Below are 17,216 nucleotides of genomic sequence, written 5' to 3' on the forward strand. Positions count from 1 at the left end.
CGAATGAGCGAGATAGAACGAGAAAACAGCATCATACTGAGGGAGGCGGACGTAAACTCTTACGGGATATACCCCACCTCTATTTTGTCTGAGATTTTCTACTTCTAGGTTTCTCAACACTTGGAGGGGCGGAAGCCCCTCTTTTTTAGGCTATGAAGAGGAGGCAGTGCGCCGTATGAGCGGCTCTGCGAAAGGAGATAGGCTCGCTCGAGCGGCGGACGGGCCTAGTTCAAGCGGTGAACGATTTCGTAGGCGTTGCCGCAAGGGTCCTCGAAATAGACCGAATAATAGGTCGGACTGATCGGGAACAGCTCCGGCCCGGCGGTGACGGTTCCGCCGCTTTCCTGTACGAGCTGCGCAATCGCGTCCACTTCCTCGCGGCCCTTCGCCCAGAACCCGATCAGGTTGCGGTTCGGCCGGTGCTCGGGGTCCTCGGTAATGGCAAAGTACGCGACGCTCGGCAATTCTCCTTCGGCGGCAAACACTCTCCAGTCCCCGCTGTGGTAAGTGTGCGTGAAGCCGAGGGCGGGAAGCAGCTTCTCATAGAACGGCAGGACGATTTCCATATGCGTTACCCGCAGGTCGATATGGCTGAATTTGTTCATGTCAGATTTTCTCCTCCAGCTTGGCGATGACTTGCTCCCAACGGTACTTCATTTCTTCTCTGCGGAATGCGTCTTCGAGCTTCTCTTGATGGAAGCTGATCCTCGTTTTTCCCGAGCTTGCCGGTAGCAGACGGATTTGAACGGTAGACGTATGCTCCCAGTCCTGAGGGTGCCAGGTCATACGGAGCTGGGACAGCGGCTTGAGCACCCGCAGTTGGCCGGACGTGCCGTCTTCGGTCAAATAGGCTTCTCCTTGCTGCGGGAGGGAGGATAGCCCGCCCAGCCACAAGCGCAGCCCTTCCGGCGCGGTCAGCAGCTCCCAGGCCCGTTCTGGGGAGACCGACAGCGTCCGGCGTACCCCAATCTGGAAGCCGGCCGAAGCCGTCATTCCCGCGGGCTTGCGGCCCCGCTTCTGCTCGAAGGCGGCGGCGATCGTCTCGCCCCAACGCGGCTCCACGTCATGCTCGTCGCGCAAATAGTTGACGATATCCTCGTAGGACCAGGCCTGGTCCACGGTTCTCTGCAAAATCATCAGCCACTCTTCCCACGTATGGCCGGTTTCGTCCGGTAAAGCTTGCTTGGAGATCGGGGTCGTCATCACTTTTTTCCTCCACAACGTTTGATAATCCTATTATAAACAAACTTCACTGACACGGACGGCCAGTGAAGTTATAAGGTTTCGTAATATTCGGCAAGCGCGGAGGCGATGCCCGCCATGCACTCTTTGAGGGGGAGGGGCTCGACGGCGAAGATCGATCCGCCGTAGCCGAGCAGCATGTAAGGCAAGCGGGTGTAGGCATACGACTCGGTGACTTGAAACTGCACATGATCGGCCGACCGTTCGACGAGCGTGTGACCGAGCAGCCAATGGTGGCATAGATCGTTAATCGCCTGCGGCTGCCCTTCGAGACGGACGGTCATCAGCGCTTCTTGCGTTTCGGGGCCCGGCAGCAGATCCTTCAGCAAAAACTGCCGGGCGGAAAACCCGCCCGGCCGCTCGAAGCTCTCCTCGGTGTGCGTCCAATCGCGGATACGGTCGACCCGGAAGCTGCGGATTTCCCGGCGGAGCCGGCAGTAAGCGACGATATACCATGCGCTCTTCCAATGGACCAGCCCGTACGGATCGATGTTCCGCTCTGTAACGTCGGATTCGTAGCCCGATTGATAGGCGATCCGCAGGGTAAGGCCTTCGGCGGCGGACTGCTCCAATACCTGCAGAACCGACTCGAGCCGGGGAGAGGCTGGCGGATGGATGACCTCCAGTCCCGATTCGCGCCGCTCCAGCGCATGGAGCTGCTCCTCGTTCGTGTATCTCTTGAGCTTGGCAATGGCCCGCTCCAGCGCTTCGCCGTAGGGATAGCCCGCCTGCTGGGCGAAAGCCGCCGCATGGACGAGCGCCGTCTGCTCCTCTAAATCAAAAAACAACGGGGCTTCGTTGAACGATTCGAGCAAGCTGTAGCCGCCATGATGCCCGGCGTCGGCGACGACGGGAACCCCGCTGGCGCACAAAGCGTCGATGCACCGGTAGACGGTGCGCACATGAATCTCCAGCTCGTCCGCGAGCTGTTGGGCGGTCATGCGCTTCCCCTTTTTAAGCAGCCACAGGATCGATAACATATTGTCCGCTTTGGACATAGCTTGATGCTCCTTTTCTAAGCGGCGGAAGAGATTATGGAAGCGCGGCCTCCATGATCGTCAGAATATCCTTCGGATGCCGCAGACGGTAATTGGCCGCAATTCCGGCATCGTACGCTCCCCATAGCGCCAGTCCGGAGGCGACGCCCGCTCCGGCCGCGCACTGCATATCGTAGATGCTGTCTCCGATGTACATCGTGTCCTTCGGCTCTGCCTCAAGCCGCTTCAAGGCGGTCACAATCGGCTCGGGATGCGGCTTGTGCCGGGCCGTGTCGTCGGCGCAGACGACGACATCGAAGTAAGGGTGCAGATCGAACCGGGCAAAATCTTTGATATATTCCGTGCGGGTCTTGGAGGTGACGATGCCGGTCCGTAGCCCGAGCTCTTTGACCCGGCGCAGCATCTGCTCGATGCCTTCGAATACGCGGATTTGGTAGTCATACCGCTCCATCAGCCGGTTCCAGCGTTTCGCGGCTTCCTCAATATCTTGAATCCCGAAGCGGGGGAGCGAGCGGACGCTCGGTATCCCGAGCACAAAGGTAAGATCCTCCGGCTCATAAGGGATGTTCCTTTCCCGCAGCAGGTCCGACAGCGAACTAAGAATCGCCTGCTCCGTATCGAGCAGCGTGCCATCTACATCGAATAATAGACAAGGATACATGAGGAATCAATCCTTTCGTTATGAATGATGCAATATAACTTAATTATACTTATAATAACTTGTATTAACAAGTGATAGTCAACGAATATAAGTAAAAATGCCTAATAATGATAATGAATTGTGCGTAATTTCGTGATTTATATGCATTCGCAAAATCAAGGTTTCCATACACCGTTCTTTCGGCTACACTATCAACAACAAACGAAAGCCGCATGCGACTGGCGAAATGAGTGGATAACCACAAGGGAGCATGCGGTCGGAATCTTGCCGTTCGCCTGGGTAAAAGTATTTGCCGAAGACTCGTTGGAGGAGCTTTGGCGAATGCTTTTTTCGTTTATGTACCCAATTCTAGTGAAAACACATTGGAGGTCGAGTCGTATGGCGCAACTGCTGAAAGCGAAAGAGGCGGCGGATCAAGTATTTGAGCGGATTCTCAAGCGAACGGAGGAATGGAAGGCTGGGCATCTCGTTTCAGCTGAAAACGTTCCCAGCCTGATGCGCAGGAAAGCGAAGTGATAAGCCTGATTGCGAGTGCAACGCCGATTCCGCCGTTCGCGGAATTATGCTGGAGCTTCCGCTGCCAACGAAACGGCGGACGGAAGCATCGCGGCGATGTATCCGCAGGTGCGGCCGAAGCGGTGAAGGCGGTGTCTCCGGTGCCCGGCGGCGTCGGGACGCTCACGACGGCGATTTTGCCGGAAATGTGCTGAAAGCGATGGAGCTCCGTTCCTTCCGCCCACAGCCGGACCGCGGGGCATTGACCAGGCGCTGGTGCCAGCGATTTTGATCGCAGGCAGGTGTTTGAAAAAAGTCACAATTACCCAATACTTGGCGGATTCCGGCAGTTTATAATAAAGATGAATCTTTGGGCTCGTCCAATGCGGGCCTGAAGACAGCGGTTACATCCTATTTCGTACTTTGGAGGTCATGCCATGTTGAATCATCCCATTGGCCGCTTGCGCATCGTCGCTTTTATTGAGGGGATGTCCTATCTCATTTTGCTGGCCATCGCCATGCCGCTCAAATATTTTCTGGACATGCCGCAAGCCGTCAAAATTGTCGGATCGCTCCACGGCCTGTTGTTCGTGCTGTACGTGCTGGCCGTCATCCACGTCACCTTCGCTCACCGCTGGACCGTGCTGAAAGTGCTGTTCGCCATGCTCGCCGCCTTCATTCCGTTCGGCAATTTTATCCTGGATTCGCGTTTGCTGAAAAACAGCCGCTAGGCGACCCGAAAAAGGCAGCCGCATAGAGAAGCTTGCAGGTCTGCCTTTTGCTGCCCGCCTATAACAATTTTGTCCGAAAAGACTCCGGTAAGGAGTTTTTCTTGTTTCTTTCCTCCTGCAAGTTCCTCTGCTTAGGTTAGCTTATCCCACTTGGCCCACATTTTGCGCGGATTCAGCTCGTATTCTTCGTTGTCCCGGAACATGAACCGGTGCATAATAAATTCCCGGCGGATCGTCGCAAAGTCCTCGTGATACTGCCGGATAAAGTCGTTGATTTCTTGCTCCGTATACTTTCGTCCTTTTTCCAACCCGGAGACGATATGCTCCAGGACGATCAGCTTCTTCTTCAACTGGGCAGGCACGTGCTTTAATTTGCCTTCGGAGGTGAAGAAGTTTTTCAGAACGGATTGCTGCAGACGTTCGGCTTTGTCCTCGGGCATGGAAGGCCCTCCTGTCTCGTTGGAATGGGAGTAGATCAGCTCTACCGAAGCGGCGGCGTTCGCCTTGATGAAGTGATGATTCAGCGAAAAGTAGATGGTATTCTTCACCCGGCGTTCATAAAGCAAGGCGGCTTCCCGAAGCTTGGCGGCGTGGTGGGTAATGGTTGCAGGGGTTACGCCTAATTTGTCGGCGAGCACCTGTCCGTTCAGCTCCCCGTCCGCCAGGAGGATAAGGATGCGGATTCTTGTCGGGTCGGCGAGCGCTTTGTGATAGGTGACGATCTTATCCAGCTGCATGGGTTGTTGATCACCATCCATATTTTTAATGTGCATCTAATTTAATATTTATCTAATTAGATAATATTCAAATTAGTTTCTGCTGTCAATGAAATCCAATAAATTTACTGTAGCATGGGCGAGTGGTTTATAATAGTGCCAATGAAGCTGAATCTGAATGGAGCCACTTTGGCAAAAAGGGGAGAGATCTATGCTGTGGATTCCGATTGACCGGTCGCTTGACATGCCGCTAATTGGGCAGGTGTACGGGCAAATCCGCGACCGCATCTTAAAGGGAGAGCTTCCGTCCGGCGAGAAGCTGCCGTCCACACGGGAGCTTTCCGGGGAGCTAAAGGTATCGCGCAATGTCGTTCTGGAAGCTTACGATCAACTGCTTGCGGAAGGCTTTCTGATCTCGCGGAGAGGCTCGGGGACGTTCGTGGCGGAAGGCGCCTATCTCGAACAACGCAGGCGGGTGACGGAAGCGATTGCGCCGAGCGCGTATGATAACTTGCCCCGGGGCGAGGGCATCGTCAATTTCCGGTCGGGCATTCCGGCCTTGGACCGCTTTCCGCGCAGAATATGGGCGCAGCTGTCTTCGGCCGTCTGGAACGAAGCGTCGTCTGCGGTGCTGGGCTACGATGCTCCCGAAGGGCGTCCCGAGCTGCGGCATGTGTTGGCACGGTATTTGCTGAAGAGCAGGGGAGTGCACTGTCATCCGGACCAGCTCGTCATCACTTCCGGCGCTACGCAAGCGCTGTCTCTGGTGTCCAAGCTGCTGCTGTCGCCGGGCGACGAAGTGATCATGGAAGATCCGATCACCTGCGATATCCAGGCGATGTTCCAAGCCCAAGGCGCCTCCATCCGCTTCGTACCGGTCGACGAGTACGGGATGCAGACGGCTTTGCTGCCCAAGGCAAGTTCGCCCAAATTCGCATTCGTTACGCCCTCGCATCAATATCCACTTGGAGGAGCGCTGCCGATTCAGCGGCGTATTCAGTTGATTCAATTCGCGCGTACGCACGACTGCTACTTGGTCGAGGACGATTACGACAGCGAATTCCGCTACGAAGGGCCGCCTGTCAGCTCCTTGCAGGGGCTGGAGCCGGACCGCGTCCTCTACATCGGCTCGTTCAGCAAAATTTTATCTCCGGCGTTGCGCATGGGTTACCTGATTCTTCCCATGCCTCTTGTCGAATCCTGCCGCCGGTTGAAGTGGTATGCGGATCTGCACAAGCCTTCGATGGATCAGCTTATTCTCGCGCGTTTTATGGAAGGAGGTTATCTGGAACGGCATATTGCGAAGATGAAGAAGCTGTACAAAAGCCGCAGGGATTGTCTGATCGAATGTCTGCGGTCCGCTTTTCCGGGCCAGGTGAACATCATCGGCGATTCGACCGGACTGCATCTCGTCGCGGAGTTTCCCGGACGCCGGTTCGACAAAGAGGCGGTTCGGGAGATCGAGCGGTGGGGAGTAAAGGTGTATCTGGTGGAAGAGCACGCCAACGACAAAGAAGCGCACCGCAGCCGGCTTATTTTGGGGTACGGTCATCTTCCCAAGGAGGATATTCAGGAGGGGATTACCCGGCTTAGCCGGGCTCTGCTCGCCATGTAGCTCCGTGCGCGCAAGTGTACACGGAGGGCGGCATTACTCGAACGAGCGAGGCCGGAATTCCTCCCTCCTAGCGGGAGATTCCGGCCTCGCTTCAAGCTTTAATCCATAGGTCTAGCATTTACCACGGCTTCGAAAAATCCTGACGCATTTCGTCGCAGTACTGTCGCAGCTCGGTCTTCAGCCCGTCCAACCACTCAGGGGCCTCCTCCAGCTCGCTGTTTTCCAGCGAAACAAGCAGTCTGGCGAAGCTGTACAGTTCGGCGAATCTCCGAAACCGCGGGAAGGCCTGCACCATAGCCTCATCCAACGGTCTGACGGAGCGGTACCCGCGCACAAAAGCCCGAAGCTGCGCCTCGCCTTCCGGGCCCCCGTCTTCCAACTGATCCGTAAGCGCCGCCGCAATATCCATAGCGAACCAATGGTACATGGAATCATCGAAGTCGATGACGCTCAACTGCCCGTTTTTATCCTGCCAAAAGACGTTGTCCGTCTGAAAATCGTAATGAATCAGACCATAAGCTTCTTCCGCAGCCGGCATCGATTCCAGCCAAGCCTTCACTCTGGCAAGCTCAGCCATCGCTTCGTTCTCGTGAGGATGTCTATGCAGGACGTTCTCCGCGAACAGGAGCGCTTCCCGCCAACTCCGGCGCCTTTCGCCCGCCGGTTCGTAAGTCTGGGACAAGGCGTGCAGAGTGGCCAGCGACCGTCCCCAAGCCTCGCAAGGCAGTTCGTCAACCTCATACAGCGGCACTCCGTCGGCTTTGCTGAACACAACACCGGAGTATCGCCCTTGCGGGAGCTGTACGGATTCGATGAACCTGCCGTTTACGGACGGAAGCGGAATGACGCAGGGGAACCCGTGCCGATGCAAGTATTGCATGAATTCCAGCTCCGCTTCGATTTGTTCGAGCGGGGTTTCCTGCTCGAATGAGAATCTTAGAAAATACGTTTTCCGTTTGCGTTTAACGGCGTACACAAAGGTCGAGCTTGCTCTCCAAAATTTTAATGTCCCTTGGTCATGCTCCCAGTGGGTGATCAGCTCCAGAGCGACCGCGTCGGACTCCAGGCCCTGCACCATGTTTCGTAAATTCATCATTGTGGATCTGCCTCCCGTCATACCATGCGGGAGAACAAGGCCCGGTTAAGCGGCGAGTCCTCCCACCAGTATGCAAATTTGAAGTTCACTCTTCAAAATCGCGTCACTCCTTTCCTGAAGCTAAGGTATGAACCGGCTTATAAGCCATGGATAGATTACCATAAACCGGAAGCTAGGTGATGTGGCTTTTTAAATTATAACCAAATTCGCCGCAAAACCGTTTGGGAAGGCTGGTGTACGAACCCTTTTGCAGGCTGTACACATACAATGGCTTTTATAAATGGAGAGGAAGAGGAGAGGATGGCATGAGTGATTTCATCGACCAATTCCATCGGCATTACTATGATAGCCTGGTATGGCAAAATACGAGGTGGCTCGGGGTGCAGATCCTGAAAATGCCGCTGGATTTGATGATCTATCAGGAAATTATTTATGAGGTAAAGCCGGATCTTATTATCGAAAGCGGAACGTTTAACGGCGGCAGCACGTTGTTTTTCGCCTCGATGCTCGACCTGATCGGGAAGGGGAGGGTCGTCTCCATCGATGTCTTGCCGCAAGCCGACCTGCCGGTTCATCCTCGAATTACTTATGTCCGGGGCTCTTCGACGGATGGCGAGGTCATCCGACAGGTGAACGCCATGAGAAGTCCCGGGGATGCCGTTCTCGTCAATCTGGACTCGGATCATTCTGCACCGCATGTTCTTAGCGAACTGAGAATCTACAGCCATTTTGTGACGACGGGAAGCTATCTCATCGTCGAAGATACGAATGTTCACGGACATCCCGTGCTTCCGAGCCACGGTCCGGGCCCGATGGAAGCCCTGGACGCGTTTCTTCATGAAAACGACCGGTTTGCGGTCGACGAAAGCCGGCATAAATTTTTCGTAAGCTTCAACCCGAGAGGCTATTTGCGCAAAATAAAATGAGGCGCTATATCCTGCCTCATTCCCTACAGGAGGATCGGCTTATAGGCCAGGGCCTTGTCTACAATCTCCTCGGCCGACAGGTCTTCGTCGCTCCAAAAAATATAATTGCTGATGCCCGGGTCTGCGACCGAGCTCGTAATCATATTCAGCCAAATGTCGAGTTCCCACTCTTCTCCCGAACACTGCATCACTTGTTCCACAAGCTCGATCAACTCTTCTCTGCTCAAATCGCCCGGCAGGACGGATCGGTGATGGAACAGTCTTCTGGCGACAAACTCGGTGCCTTGGTCGGTATGCAGCAGCAGCTCTTCGACATCCGGATAGGTGACATTGGCCTTGAGCAGCTTCAGCTTTTCTTCGTACGGCTTCCCGGCATCATGGGCATCCTGTATTTCCTGCACCAATTCGAAAATTTTCTCGTAAGACAACGTTTGCTCCATCTCGTTCACGTCCTAAGCGATTTTAGATATGAGAAGATTTTTGCCTTGCAGTCGATCTCCAATACGTCTTCGTTCCGTTGCATACAATGACCGCTTTGGAAGGGACTTGAATCCAGATCAGTATCCAATTCAAGATGTCCAAAGAAGACGACAATGCGTTTAAAACGATCAAAAATAGGATAAAAAGGGAGAGCGCCCCCAACAGGCCCAGCAGGGCCGGAAGTATGATGGATATGACAATAAAGGGCAATAGCGTAATGACGATATATCTCGTTTTGGATACTTGTTCTTCCGTATACACATATCCCCCGAACAAGGTAATGCCGACATACGTGCTCTTCGATGCGATAAAGTTCGGAATCAGGATGAGGTGCAGCAGCTCATGAACCAAGAGCAGCGATACAACTCCCAATATACTCTTCAAGTCGATCGTGATCAATATCGATTCCGGCAAATAATTTCGGAGAGGGACGGCTGAAAACATACTTGCGATCCCAAGGGTCACGATGAGATTGATGATCATGAATGGAACGGACAGGACTAGAGCGCGCATGGGAGATTTGGGCTCTTTCAGCAAGGCCCAGCCGTTGCGGATGAATTCCGCATGCTTTTGTTTATCGGTTTTCGGAAATCGGTTCCGTATCTTCATCGATTTCACTCATTTCACTCGCTCAACGAATTTAAAATATGAAGCAGATTTTGACGCAAATCTTCCATTTCTTCATTCACGTATTCGTAGTGTCCGTTGATGCCCCGATGAATGATGGTGTTCATCGTCGGATGATGATCCCGGTCCGTCGCTTGGATCAGATCATGGGCGAAAGCGGCGGCTTGATGCTCGCTATAGTGAAATGCGCGCATCAGCATCGCGATCGTCAGCGCATGCGTCTGCGGCTGATCCAGGTCATCCCGGACCGCAACCGCCATCACGGCGCCGAAGCTGAAAGCGGCGATCAACTGCCGTTCGAGCTCGGTCGTTTCGGCAAAAGGAATCTCGATCAGATCGAACAGCCTGTCCGCGAATTCCGTAATTTCAGTGAGTTGTTCCATGGGTGACATCCTTTCCTGCCGGCAAATTTATCAGGGTGGGTCGGCGATAGCGTTCCATCCTCTGGTATATACGTAATAAGACGGGAAAAGGAAGCAAAAAACGGCATGAAGATTCACCGGACTTTGTACGGGAGTGGTTCCCGAGCTCCGTAGAAACTTACTCCTCCGTGCCCTCCGTTACCGACTCCTGGCTGCACAAAACCGTCATCATTTCCTTGAACGAACCGAAGATCGGTCTGACGTAAGGCACGAGATGTTCCCTGTTCCTCGACGCCTCTTCGCCTAACTCGTGCAAATGATCGTGCAAGAACCATACAATGGGACAGTCTCCGTCTTCTTGTCGCCGCATCGTATCGAAGCATACCGGACCTTGGCTGTCTTCGCACTCGGCAAAAGGCACATAGCCTGCCGACAGCAGAGGTTCCCAGGCACTTATTAAAAATTCCAAGGACTGAAGTTTTTCTTCCGAGGACAGCGAAGGCATCTCTATAAATTGACAATCGCCTATGTATTCTCCGTCTACTTCCACATTATCGAATTGCAGAGACACGTAATGATAGCTCATCAAGAACGCTTTGAACAGCGGCGGAAATTCGACCGCATATTCGCTCTCCACCGCCCGGATCTCGTCTTCGCCGACGGTCGAATCGAGGGGCTTCCATTTTACCCAGCCTTCCTCGTCGACTTCTCCGTCCCGCATCTCCTGCGGCACTTTTTCTTGCACATGCATAAAGGCCATATCGACGGCTCTGGAGAAATACGGCCCCAGATGCTCTTTGATCCAATAAACTTTTTCTATCATCGTTTAATTGAGCTCCTTTTCCAGTTCCATTCCCGGGAATCTCGCATTATACCAGTTTACGAAATTGGCGAGGCTTATCCGGACCAGCCCGCACTTTTGTTCGTAGAAGCACATAGAATATACCATGTCCAACAAGAAAGGATGGTGTGCTATGTCAGCCATTCACGAACATTACCATACCTGTAAGAAATATATTAACAAACGGGTGCGAGTCATGACAATCAGCGGAGCCTCGTACGAAGGGCGGATCGTCAAAGTAGATCGGAACCGCGTTTACCTGCAGATGGGCTCGAACAACCGCGATAAGGCTACCGTTTCGTTTTTTCCGTTTATCCTTCCGCTCGTCTTGTTTGACCTGTTGGCTATCGTACTCCTCGACCGGCCTTTTCGGAGATGTTTTTGCTAGTCGGATCGCTCCCTCACCCCGGGGGATTTCGGCATGTCCGCGGCCCGGTTCCGGCAGGGTGTGATTTAGATCATATCTTTGGCCCCGTATAGACGTTACCATAAAAGTGTAAACGATCTACGGGGAGGTTTCCAATTATGCCATTCCAAAAAGTGCTGGTTGCTTTTGACGGTTCCGAGCTGTCCGTAAAAGCTCTTCAAAAAGCGGTAGCTATTACTCAGGAAGATTCGGCGGAATTAATCGTCATCCATGTATATCAATCTCCGGTTCTTGCTTATGGGTCCGCCTTCGTCACCGTTCCGGCCACCCTCGATCAGGACTACGAAGAGTATGCCCGGTCCGTGCTGAAAGAAGCGGAAGGGTTGACTGCCGGCGTGTCCGGAGTGAAGCTCGTGCTGCAGCAAGGGCAGCCGGCCGTTACGATTCTGGAGTATGCGGAAGAAAACGGCGTCGATCTTATTATTATGGGAAGCCGTGGACTAAGCGGGCTTCGCGAGTTTGTCCTTGGCAGCGTCAGCCACAATGTCGTTCAGCACTCGAAAGTGCCGGTGCTCGTGATTAAGTAGCGGCAGCGGTAAGCAAAGCACCTTACAGGTCAGAGCGTTAAGAAAATAGGTTATTACAAAAATAGAGATGCAAACGGAGGCGGGGTATCCACTGGAGAAGCGATAGCGGCCGCCTTTGTCTTCGGGAATTGTCCGCTACTAAGCGGCTTCCAATCAAATTTCCTGAAGACAAGAGTGGTCGGAAGTGGATACCCTGCCCCCCTCGTAACCTCTATTATCTCAATTGACCACTTTCTCAACAACTCGGAAAGCACCTTAACGGGTGCTTTTTCATTTTCCATAGAGGCTCGTTTCCAGTACAATATGATATAATTTGAGAAGCAGACCCTGCGGGGGATTCTAAAGCGAAAGGTGAACTATGCCCGTATTTGTACATTTAACGCCGGAGCAATCGATCGCGAATATCGTTCGAAACGGCATCAAGCCGAGTGAAGTGCATGTGGACGGGGTCGGAGACGGCGTCTTCTGCATGCCGTTGATTCACGATTTTTACGCGTCGCATCAATGGCTCCGGGAGCTGAGACGGTTTAACAAAAAGAACATGACCGCCGTTTATTTTAAACTGAGTGATGAGGAGAACGTCTTTTTCGGCGATTATTTCCAGAAGCACCGGCGGGGAAGCGCCGGGCAGGCCGTGAAAGCTTTTTTGGATCGGGAAGACCGGATGGGCTTCCAGGTGATCGTGCCAAGAAAAATCGCCAAGAACGAAATCTTGCGAACCAAAAAGCTTTCTCAGACGATCGGCTGGCGCTTTTATCCGAAAGCGAAAGGAACCAGGAGGTGCCTCTGTCCCGGGTGCCTGCGCGGCGGTGAAGCGAACGACAACAAGCAGATTTTGAGAAAGTACGAGGAGCTGCTGTCCCAACTAAGACAAGCTGAGGAAAAAGAAATCCCGTCGATTCTGAGGTCCATCTGGGTGCTGAAGATCGATCACGACCGCCGTATCAAGGACTTTCGGCCGTTGTTGTTCCTGAAGGATTCGTCCAATCCGGACATCCTGATCGAGTTTGTCGCGGTGATCTCCAAGTTTCGGGGCCCCGAAATCGATGGAATTTTGCAGGAACTGATGGAGCATCCTAACCCTCATGTGAAGGCTGCGAGCGCGGAGGAATGGCTGCGATTCCAAGGAAGGGGAGATCAGGAATGAGTTTTACCGCCAATGAGGTTGCGGAATGGATGCTGAATGAGGTGAAGTCTGCGGGCATTCTTTATCAAAGCGATGCCGTGCGACATATCTCCGCTCATTTTGGCGAAGCGTTTATTTATGTCAACGAGAACGGGAACGCGTCCATCGATAAGGAAGTGAAGAAGGCGTTCAAGAAGCTGCACAAGGGAAGGGTAGCCTGGGACCGGGACGCTTTCTTCTGGGGCTGGACGTAGGAGGACGCATGCTATTGCCTCACAGGTTCAAAAAAGACGGAGAGATCGAGAGGAAGCTTATCACGTATTTAACCGAACAGGAAAGCTACTACCTAGTATCGGACGGCGTGGCGCTGTCTGCAGATCAGCCGAGGCGCTTCACCCACGACGAATCCGTGGAGATCTACAAACGGTTTGCGGAAGCGGACATGGCCTGGATGGGTGTCAGGCACCGGGAGCCGATGATGTACCATTTTGCGGTACGGATCGATCCCCGGGAAAACAAGGCGTACTTAATGGAATATCTCGATATTTTCAACGAGGAAAAGAACCTTCACTTGAAGCATATGGTCGAAATTTTAAGTTGGGAAGAAGGCATACGGAGTTTACACGTTCCGTTACAGCTTACCGAGACGGAGGATGATTATATTTCCGTCGAACATGACCGGCAGGACCATACGATCTTGGTAAAAAAGGCATAAGCTCCGGAAGGAGGGCAGCTCCCGCCAGGAGAAGCAGCCCTCTTTTTTCTATGAAATCAGTTTAAGTCCGATGGCGGACGCGAGGATCAGGCCGATGAACAAAATCCGCCTCCATTCCTTCGGCTCGCCGAAGGCGAACATCCCGAGCAGCGTGCTTCCTGCGGTTCCGATGCCGGTCCATATCGCGTAGGCGGTGCCCATCGGGATGTGATTCATAGCGAGCGACAATAACGAGAAGCTTGTTCCGAGCGTGACGATGAGGAACAAGTACGAAGTCCAATGGCGGTTCTCCGTCACGCGTTTGAGGGCAACAACGCCGATAACCTCGCACAGCCCGGCGGCCAGCAGAGCAGCCCATGCCATCACGCCTCACCGCCTTTTGCCTCGGCATCCTTCGTAACGAGCTTAAGCCCCAGAACGCCGGCAGCCAACGCAGCGATGAGCACGAGTTTGAGCGGATGCGCCGGTTCTCCGAAAAGCACAATTTCGGTAATGACCGTACCGGCCGTGCCGAGCCCTGTAAACATCACGTACACCGTACCGATCGGCAATTTGGCCGCCGAATCCAGAAAGGCTTTGAAGCTAAATACAATAAATACGAGGGTGAGCACCCATTCCCACCACGCCGTCGAATGCTTCAGACCTGTGACCCAGACGACCTCCGTCGCCCCGGCCAATAGTAACAGCCACCATGCTTTGTTCATAACTTACTTTTCTCCTCCTTGCTTGCATAGAAACGCTTGATGTCATTGTAATTCACTAGGGGCATATCGTATAATGATCAATATTGATAAAGGTATCATTATTTTTGATGTCATAAACGGAGGGATGTCCGGTGGAATTGACGGATCTTAAAGTGTTTGCTGTCATTGCCGAGGAGGGAAACATCTCCCGCGCCGCAGAACGGCTGGGCTACGTCCAATCGAATGTGACCGCGAGAATCCGGAAGCTGGAGTCGGAGCTGGGGGTCCCGTTATTTCATCGGCATCCGAAAGGCGTTGTGCTGACGGAAAAAGGCGGTGCCTTTCGCGATTACGCCCTCACGATCTTGAATTTGTCCGAGGAAGCGGTGAGATCGGTGCGGGAGACGGATTATCCGAGCGGCCCGCTGGCGATCGGGGTGGTGGAAACCGTAAATTGCCGGAATTTAATGAAGGTTCTAGCGGATTTTCAAACCCGGTATCCCGGCGTCTCTCTCTCGATCACGACTGGAAATTCCGCAGATTTGCTTGCCAAATTGCTGAATCATCAGCTCGACGGAACGTTCGTTACCGGCGAGATCGGTTCGTCGAAGCTGGTTTTCGAACATACGGCAAAAGACGAGCTCCGGCTGCTGACCCGGACAACCGGGGAGACATACCCGGATCTTGCCCATATGAAATGGGCCGTTTCGCCGAAGGGCTGTCCGTTCCGGGCGGTTCTGGAAGCGTGGCTTCACAGCGAAGGAATTCCTTTGGCCAATACGCTCGAAGTGAGCTCTCTGGAAACGCTTCTGAGCTGCGTCCGTTCCGGGCTTGCCGCTACGCTGCTGCCCGAATCCGTACGATCCGGGGAGTTCGAGGAGCTGGGAAGCTACCCGGTTCCGGAAGCGTTCCGCTATACGACAACAAGCTTCGTCCGCCGCAACGACGGATTTTCCAGCAAAGCCTGTGCCGCTTTCGTAGAGATGGTAAAGGTGAACGGGCTGTAACCGCCCTCTGCTTTTATTCAAACAGATGCCGGTTTTCGTAAACCGTTACTTCGCAGACCGGCTCAAAGCCCGATCGCTTATAAATATTAATGCCGTCCGGCGAAGCCTGGAGTACGCACCATCCGGCGCGGTGCTTCCGGGCTTCCGCAAGCAGGAAGTTGAACATGGCGGACCCGAAGCCTCTTCCCCGGCATTCCTGCCTCGTGGCAATGTCGTAGATGCCGACGCTATCGGGAGCGAAAATGAGGCAGCCCGTAGAAACGACGTCATCCTGAACCGTTCCGATGTACAGCTTCATGACGGAATGGTTCAGCAGGAGGGAAGCGGGCACCCTCTTATAATATAACCGAACGTTAGCGGCTTCCGGCGATTCGCCGAATAAAGAAGCCAGCACGTCTGCGTATTGTTCGATTTCCCTAGCAGACGCTACCTCCTTCAGTCTCAGCTCCGCCGGGCAATTTGTATCCGGCTGCAGCGCGTCCAAGTCGGCGTACATGGCGATATTGATCTCCGCTTCGTTCAGCCCCAGACTTCTTAACGTTTCAAACGTGCAACTGCTGCGATCCTCCCATGACCACAACGCCATAGGGTATTGCTTCTTGTTGAAGTATTCAACGGTTTCTTCGATCAGACTTGTGTCCGACGGCTTCACCTGCTCTTTAAGCCATACCGAATTATTGAACGTATCGGATGGTAGTCCGCAATCCACTCGAATAAAATCCGCCGTTTCGCGGACATTCATCTCGCCGGAATCTTTCGCCAGGCAGGCGGATCTGGTTATAAAATTCGCCCGAACGAGTTGGGCCAGCTGTTTAAGTTCTGTTTTCATTGGAATTCCTCCTTGTTAAGCATTTGCCGGAGAGGGCTGTGGGAGCTACCATGATCGTACCATTTTTTACCTATGGGTTCATATTGCCAAGCGATGACTACTTCTCCGGCGCGAACACGACCAGCGGTCCGGTCATCAGATCTTCCAGAGCGCTGCCACCGTTTAATGCATTATTAATGGCGTTAAATTCCGAGCTTTGGAATAGGATGTTTTGAATTTTCCCGTTGTCGATCTCCCCGCTGAGCTTGTCCGCCACTACGCTTTGAATGACCTCATAGACCCGATGGTTGGAAAGCAAAGCCTTCTGCTGCGTGTCGTCAGGGAAAATCACGATCATCTCGTTCGAATATCGAACCTCTTGGACGATCATCCGGCAATAGACCGATGGGATCAGGCAGTACAGCTCCCACGCCAAACGCTCGTCCTTAGTGTATTGACCGATCTTTTCGATAATTTCCTCGGGGCTTTCCGAATCGGCATGCTCCATGATTTCGATCGCGTGACGGATGGATTGGATAAGCTCATTTTCTTGAACTTGCGGTTGCTGTTTCTTTTTGAACAAATCGAAAATTCCCACGGTAGCTCCTCACCTCATGAAAAGTTATGCTAGTATTATATCGTCTGGATGGAGATTCTTGTTAACCGAAGGAGAGGGTTTGCGTGGCAGTAACGATCATTGTGGGAGATTTGCTGGAGGCTAAGGAAGACATCGTTGGCCATCAAGTCAATTGCCAAGCCGTGATGGGCTCGGGAGTAGCGAAATTATTAAAGACGAAATATCCGAACCTGTATACATCCTACTTGGATTATTGCAAAGACAAGACTCCGGAGGAGCTTCTCGGAACCCTTCAGCTTGTAGCCGTGCAAGGGAAGTTCGTCGCGAACATCTTCGGTCAATTGAGCTATGGCCGATCGAAGAAAGTATATACGGATTATGCCGCACTAAAAGAGGCCCTGCTCTCGTTAAAAAACTATGCGCAAGAGCACGGTTTAACGGTGGCGCTTCCCTATGGGATCGGCTGTGGGCTAGCCAACGGATCTTGGGAGATTGTGGGGAAGATGTTGGAAGAAACGTTCGACGATTACGAAGTGACGCTTTATAAGATTTGACA

Annotated in this window: 26 protein-coding genes and 1 riboswitch; of the genes, 12 read left to right on the forward strand and 14 right to left on the reverse strand. The window is 53.2% G+C overall.

Going from position 1 to position 17,216, the window contains the following annotated elements:
* Positions 1-224: 224 nt before the first annotated feature.
* From KQX66_RS32930 to KQX66_RS32945, 4 genes are all read right to left on the reverse strand, one after another.
* Positions 225-605, reverse strand: coding sequence for a VOC family protein (locus KQX66_RS32930; protein ID WP_216797756.1), 381 nt, complete (start codon positions 603-605; stop codon positions 225-227).
* A gap of 1 nt (position 606) precedes the next feature.
* A complete protein-coding gene (locus tag KQX66_RS32935) occupies positions 607-1,203 on the reverse strand; it encodes an SRPBCC family protein (protein ID WP_253957598.1) in 597 nt (198 codons plus the stop codon).
* A 71-nt stretch (positions 1,204-1,274) separates the two neighbouring features.
* Positions 1,275-2,240, reverse strand: a complete 966-nt coding sequence (locus KQX66_RS32940) for a helix-turn-helix transcriptional regulator (RefSeq protein WP_216797757.1) — start codon at positions 2,238-2,240, stop codon at positions 1,275-1,277.
* A gap of 34 nt (positions 2,241-2,274) precedes the next feature.
* A complete protein-coding gene (locus tag KQX66_RS32945; protein ID WP_216797758.1) occupies positions 2,275-2,901 on the reverse strand; it encodes an HAD family hydrolase in 627 nt (208 codons plus the stop codon).
* Between the two features lie 204 nt (positions 2,902-3,105).
* Positions 3,106-3,189: riboswitch (ZMP/ZTP riboswitch) on the forward strand.
* A gap of 90 nt (positions 3,190-3,279) precedes the next feature.
* Here KQX66_RS32945 and KQX66_RS32950 point away from each other — a divergent pair.
* The 3 genes from KQX66_RS32950 (at position 3,280) to KQX66_RS32960 (ending at position 4,127) form a co-directional block, all read left to right on the forward strand.
* Positions 3,280-3,417, forward strand: a complete 138-nt coding sequence (locus tag KQX66_RS32950) for a hypothetical protein (RefSeq protein ID WP_216797759.1) — start codon at positions 3,280-3,282, stop codon at positions 3,415-3,417.
* Complete coding sequence (locus tag KQX66_RS32955; protein ID WP_306665904.1) at positions 3,414-3,611, forward strand: hypothetical protein; 198 nt, start codon at positions 3,414-3,416, stop codon at positions 3,609-3,611. The genes KQX66_RS32950 and KQX66_RS32955 overlap by 4 nt, the downstream gene beginning before the upstream one ends.
* A gap of 222 nt (positions 3,612-3,833) precedes the next feature.
* Positions 3,834-4,127 carry a DUF3817 domain-containing protein gene (locus tag KQX66_RS32960; RefSeq protein WP_216797760.1) on the forward strand — a complete coding sequence of 98 codons (294 nt, stop codon included), beginning with the start codon at positions 3,834-3,836 and terminating at the stop codon, positions 4,125-4,127.
* Positions 4,128-4,258: 131 nt separating this feature from the next.
* On the opposite strand, the gene KQX66_RS32965 is transcribed toward KQX66_RS32960, so the two are convergent.
* Positions 4,259-4,864 carry a DUF2087 domain-containing protein gene (locus KQX66_RS32965; protein WP_216797761.1) on the reverse strand — a complete coding sequence of 202 codons (606 nt, stop codon included), beginning with the start codon at positions 4,862-4,864 and terminating at the stop codon, positions 4,259-4,261.
* A 190-nt stretch (positions 4,865-5,054) separates the two neighbouring features.
* Here KQX66_RS32965 and pdxR point away from each other — a divergent pair, with 190 nt between their 5' ends.
* Complete coding sequence (pdxR, locus tag KQX66_RS32970; protein ID WP_216797762.1) at positions 5,055-6,458, forward strand: MocR-like pyridoxine biosynthesis transcription factor PdxR; 1,404 nt, start codon at positions 5,055-5,057, stop codon at positions 6,456-6,458.
* A 118-nt stretch (positions 6,459-6,576) separates the two neighbouring features.
* On the opposite strand, the gene KQX66_RS32975 is transcribed toward pdxR, so the two are convergent.
* Positions 6,577-7,554: a phosphotransferase enzyme family protein gene (locus tag KQX66_RS32975; RefSeq protein WP_216797763.1), complete on the reverse strand. Its 978-nt coding sequence runs from the start codon at positions 7,552-7,554 to the stop codon at positions 6,577-6,579.
* A 305-nt stretch (positions 7,555-7,859) separates the two neighbouring features.
* On the opposite strand from KQX66_RS32975, the gene KQX66_RS32980 reads away from it, so the two are divergent.
* Positions 7,860-8,480: a CmcI family methyltransferase gene (locus KQX66_RS32980; protein WP_216797764.1), complete on the forward strand. Its 621-nt coding sequence runs from the start codon at positions 7,860-7,862 to the stop codon at positions 8,478-8,480.
* Positions 8,481-8,503: 23 nt separating this feature from the next.
* Here the strand turns inward: KQX66_RS32980 and KQX66_RS32985 are convergent, their stop codons facing one another.
* From KQX66_RS32985 to KQX66_RS33000, 4 genes are all read right to left on the reverse strand, one after another.
* On the reverse strand, positions 8,504-8,920 hold the full coding sequence (locus tag KQX66_RS32985) for a bacteriocin immunity protein (protein ID WP_216797766.1): 417 nt from the start codon (positions 8,918-8,920) through the stop codon (positions 8,504-8,506).
* A gap of 22 nt (positions 8,921-8,942) precedes the next feature.
* A complete protein-coding gene (locus KQX66_RS32990) occupies positions 8,943-9,569 on the reverse strand; it encodes a DUF3267 domain-containing protein (RefSeq protein WP_216797768.1) in 627 nt (208 codons plus the stop codon).
* 14 nt (positions 9,570-9,583) lie between these two features.
* Positions 9,584-9,970 (reverse strand): Imm48 family immunity protein, encoded by a 387-nt coding sequence (imm48, locus tag KQX66_RS32995; protein ID WP_216797769.1) that lies wholly within the window; start codon positions 9,968-9,970, stop codon positions 9,584-9,586.
* 157 nt (positions 9,971-10,127) lie between these two features.
* A complete protein-coding gene (locus KQX66_RS33000) occupies positions 10,128-10,772 on the reverse strand; it encodes an SMI1/KNR4 family protein (protein WP_216797770.1) in 645 nt (214 codons plus the stop codon).
* 151 nt (positions 10,773-10,923) lie between these two features.
* On the opposite strand from KQX66_RS33000, the gene KQX66_RS33005 reads away from it, so the two are divergent.
* From KQX66_RS33005 to KQX66_RS33025, 5 genes are all read left to right on the forward strand, one after another.
* Complete coding sequence (locus KQX66_RS33005; protein ID WP_216797771.1) at positions 10,924-11,178, forward strand: hypothetical protein; 255 nt, start codon at positions 10,924-10,926, stop codon at positions 11,176-11,178.
* 137 nt (positions 11,179-11,315) lie between these two features.
* Positions 11,316-11,744: a universal stress protein gene (locus KQX66_RS33010; protein ID WP_216797772.1), complete on the forward strand. Its 429-nt coding sequence runs from the start codon at positions 11,316-11,318 to the stop codon at positions 11,742-11,744.
* Positions 11,745-12,102: 358 nt separating this feature from the next.
* Positions 12,103-12,891, forward strand: a complete 789-nt coding sequence (locus KQX66_RS33015) for a HEAT repeat domain-containing protein (RefSeq protein WP_216797773.1) — start codon at positions 12,103-12,105, stop codon at positions 12,889-12,891.
* Complete coding sequence (locus tag KQX66_RS33020) at positions 12,888-13,124, forward strand: DUF6953 family protein (RefSeq protein WP_010504029.1); 237 nt, start codon at positions 12,888-12,890, stop codon at positions 13,122-13,124. The genes KQX66_RS33015 and KQX66_RS33020 overlap by 4 nt, the downstream gene beginning before the upstream one ends.
* Positions 13,125-13,138: 14 nt before the next feature.
* Positions 13,139-13,585, forward strand: a complete 447-nt coding sequence (locus KQX66_RS33025) for a hypothetical protein (RefSeq protein ID WP_216797774.1) — start codon at positions 13,139-13,141, stop codon at positions 13,583-13,585.
* A 48-nt stretch (positions 13,586-13,633) separates the two neighbouring features.
* On the opposite strand, the gene KQX66_RS33030 is transcribed toward KQX66_RS33025, so the two are convergent.
* Together KQX66_RS33030 and KQX66_RS33035 are read right to left on the reverse strand one after the other, a co-directional pair.
* Positions 13,634-13,948 (reverse strand): DMT family transporter, encoded by a 315-nt coding sequence (locus tag KQX66_RS33030; protein WP_216797775.1) that lies wholly within the window; start codon positions 13,946-13,948, stop codon positions 13,634-13,636.
* Complete coding sequence (locus tag KQX66_RS33035; RefSeq protein ID WP_216797776.1) at positions 13,948-14,289, reverse strand: DMT family transporter; 342 nt, start codon at positions 14,287-14,289, stop codon at positions 13,948-13,950. The genes KQX66_RS33030 and KQX66_RS33035 overlap by 1 nt, the downstream gene beginning before the upstream one ends.
* A 131-nt stretch (positions 14,290-14,420) precedes the next feature.
* On the opposite strand from KQX66_RS33035, the gene KQX66_RS33040 reads away from it, so the two are divergent.
* Positions 14,421-15,275, forward strand: a complete 855-nt coding sequence (locus KQX66_RS33040) for a LysR family transcriptional regulator (RefSeq protein WP_216797777.1) — start codon at positions 14,421-14,423, stop codon at positions 15,273-15,275.
* 13 nt (positions 15,276-15,288) lie between these two features.
* On the opposite strand, the gene KQX66_RS33045 is transcribed toward KQX66_RS33040, so the two are convergent.
* Positions 15,289-16,104 (reverse strand): GNAT family N-acetyltransferase, encoded by an 816-nt coding sequence (locus KQX66_RS33045; RefSeq protein WP_216797780.1) that lies wholly within the window; start codon positions 16,102-16,104, stop codon positions 15,289-15,291.
* 97 nt (positions 16,105-16,201) lie between these two features.
* On the reverse strand, positions 16,202-16,681 hold the full coding sequence (locus KQX66_RS33050; protein WP_216797781.1) for a hypothetical protein: 480 nt from the start codon (positions 16,679-16,681) through the stop codon (positions 16,202-16,204).
* A gap of 83 nt (positions 16,682-16,764) precedes the next feature.
* Here KQX66_RS33050 and KQX66_RS33055 point away from each other — a divergent pair, with 83 nt between their 5' ends.
* Positions 16,765-17,214: a macro domain-containing protein gene (locus tag KQX66_RS33055; protein ID WP_216797787.1), complete on the forward strand. Its 450-nt coding sequence runs from the start codon at positions 16,765-16,767 to the stop codon at positions 17,212-17,214.
* Positions 17,215-17,216 lie beyond the last annotated feature (2 nt).

The organism is Paenibacillus oleatilyticus, from assembly GCF_018998565.1.
Classification (GTDB): Bacteria; Bacillota; Bacilli; order Paenibacillales; family NBRC-103111; genus Paenibacillus_G; species Paenibacillus_G oleatilyticus.

Coding starts and splice junctions, on each gene's coding strand:
- pdxR (WP_216797762.1), top strand. CDS start 5,055: ATGCTGTGGATTCCGATTGACCGGTCGCTTGACATGCCGCTAATTGGG.
- KQX66_RS32945 (WP_216797758.1), bottom strand. CDS start 2,901: ATGTATCCTTGTCTATTATTCGATGTAGATGGCACGCTGCTCGATACG.
- KQX66_RS33045 (WP_216797780.1), bottom strand. CDS start 16,104: ATGAAAACAGAACTTAAACAGCTGGCCCAACTCGTTCGGGCGAATTTT.
- KQX66_RS32975 (WP_216797763.1), bottom strand. CDS start 7,554: ATGATGAATTTACGAAACATGGTGCAGGGCCTGGAGTCCGACGCGGTC.
- KQX66_RS33020 (WP_010504029.1), top strand. CDS start 12,888: ATGAGTTTTACCGCCAATGAGGTTGCGGAATGGATGCTGAATGAGGTG.
- KQX66_RS33010 (WP_216797772.1), top strand. CDS start 11,316: ATGCCATTCCAAAAAGTGCTGGTTGCTTTTGACGGTTCCGAGCTGTCC.
- KQX66_RS33015 (WP_216797773.1), top strand. CDS start 12,103: ATGCCCGTATTTGTACATTTAACGCCGGAGCAATCGATCGCGAATATC.
- KQX66_RS33035 (WP_216797776.1), bottom strand. CDS start 14,289: ATGAACAAAGCATGGTGGCTGTTACTATTGGCCGGGGCGACGGAGGTC.
- KQX66_RS33000 (WP_216797770.1), bottom strand. CDS start 10,772: ATGATAGAAAAAGTTTATTGGATCAAAGAGCATCTGGGGCCGTATTTC.
- KQX66_RS32950 (WP_216797759.1), top strand. CDS start 3,280: ATGGCGCAACTGCTGAAAGCGAAAGAGGCGGCGGATCAAGTATTTGAG.
- KQX66_RS32980 (WP_216797764.1), top strand. CDS start 7,860: ATGAGTGATTTCATCGACCAATTCCATCGGCATTACTATGATAGCCTG.
- KQX66_RS32935 (WP_253957598.1), bottom strand. CDS start 1,203: ATGACGACCCCGATCTCCAAGCAAGCTTTACCGGACGAAACCGGCCAT.
- KQX66_RS32985 (WP_216797766.1), bottom strand. CDS start 8,920: ATGGAGCAAACGTTGTCTTACGAGAAAATTTTCGAATTGGTGCAGGAA.
- KQX66_RS32960 (WP_216797760.1), top strand. CDS start 3,834: ATGTTGAATCATCCCATTGGCCGCTTGCGCATCGTCGCTTTTATTGAG.
- KQX66_RS32965 (WP_216797761.1), bottom strand. CDS start 4,864: ATGCAGCTGGATAAGATCGTCACCTATCACAAAGCGCTCGCCGACCCG.
- KQX66_RS32930 (WP_216797756.1), bottom strand. CDS start 605: ATGAACAAATTCAGCCATATCGACCTGCGGGTAACGCATATGGAAATC.
- KQX66_RS32940 (WP_216797757.1), bottom strand. CDS start 2,240: ATGTCCAAAGCGGACAATATGTTATCGATCCTGTGGCTGCTTAAAAAG.
- KQX66_RS33030 (WP_216797775.1), bottom strand. CDS start 13,948: ATGGCATGGGCTGCTCTGCTGGCCGCCGGGCTGTGCGAGGTTATCGGC.
- KQX66_RS33005 (WP_216797771.1), top strand. CDS start 10,924: ATGTCAGCCATTCACGAACATTACCATACCTGTAAGAAATATATTAAC.
- KQX66_RS32990 (WP_216797768.1), bottom strand. CDS start 9,569: ATGAAGATACGGAACCGATTTCCGAAAACCGATAAACAAAAGCATGCG.
- imm48 (WP_216797769.1), bottom strand. CDS start 9,970: ATGGAACAACTCACTGAAATTACGGAATTCGCGGACAGGCTGTTCGAT.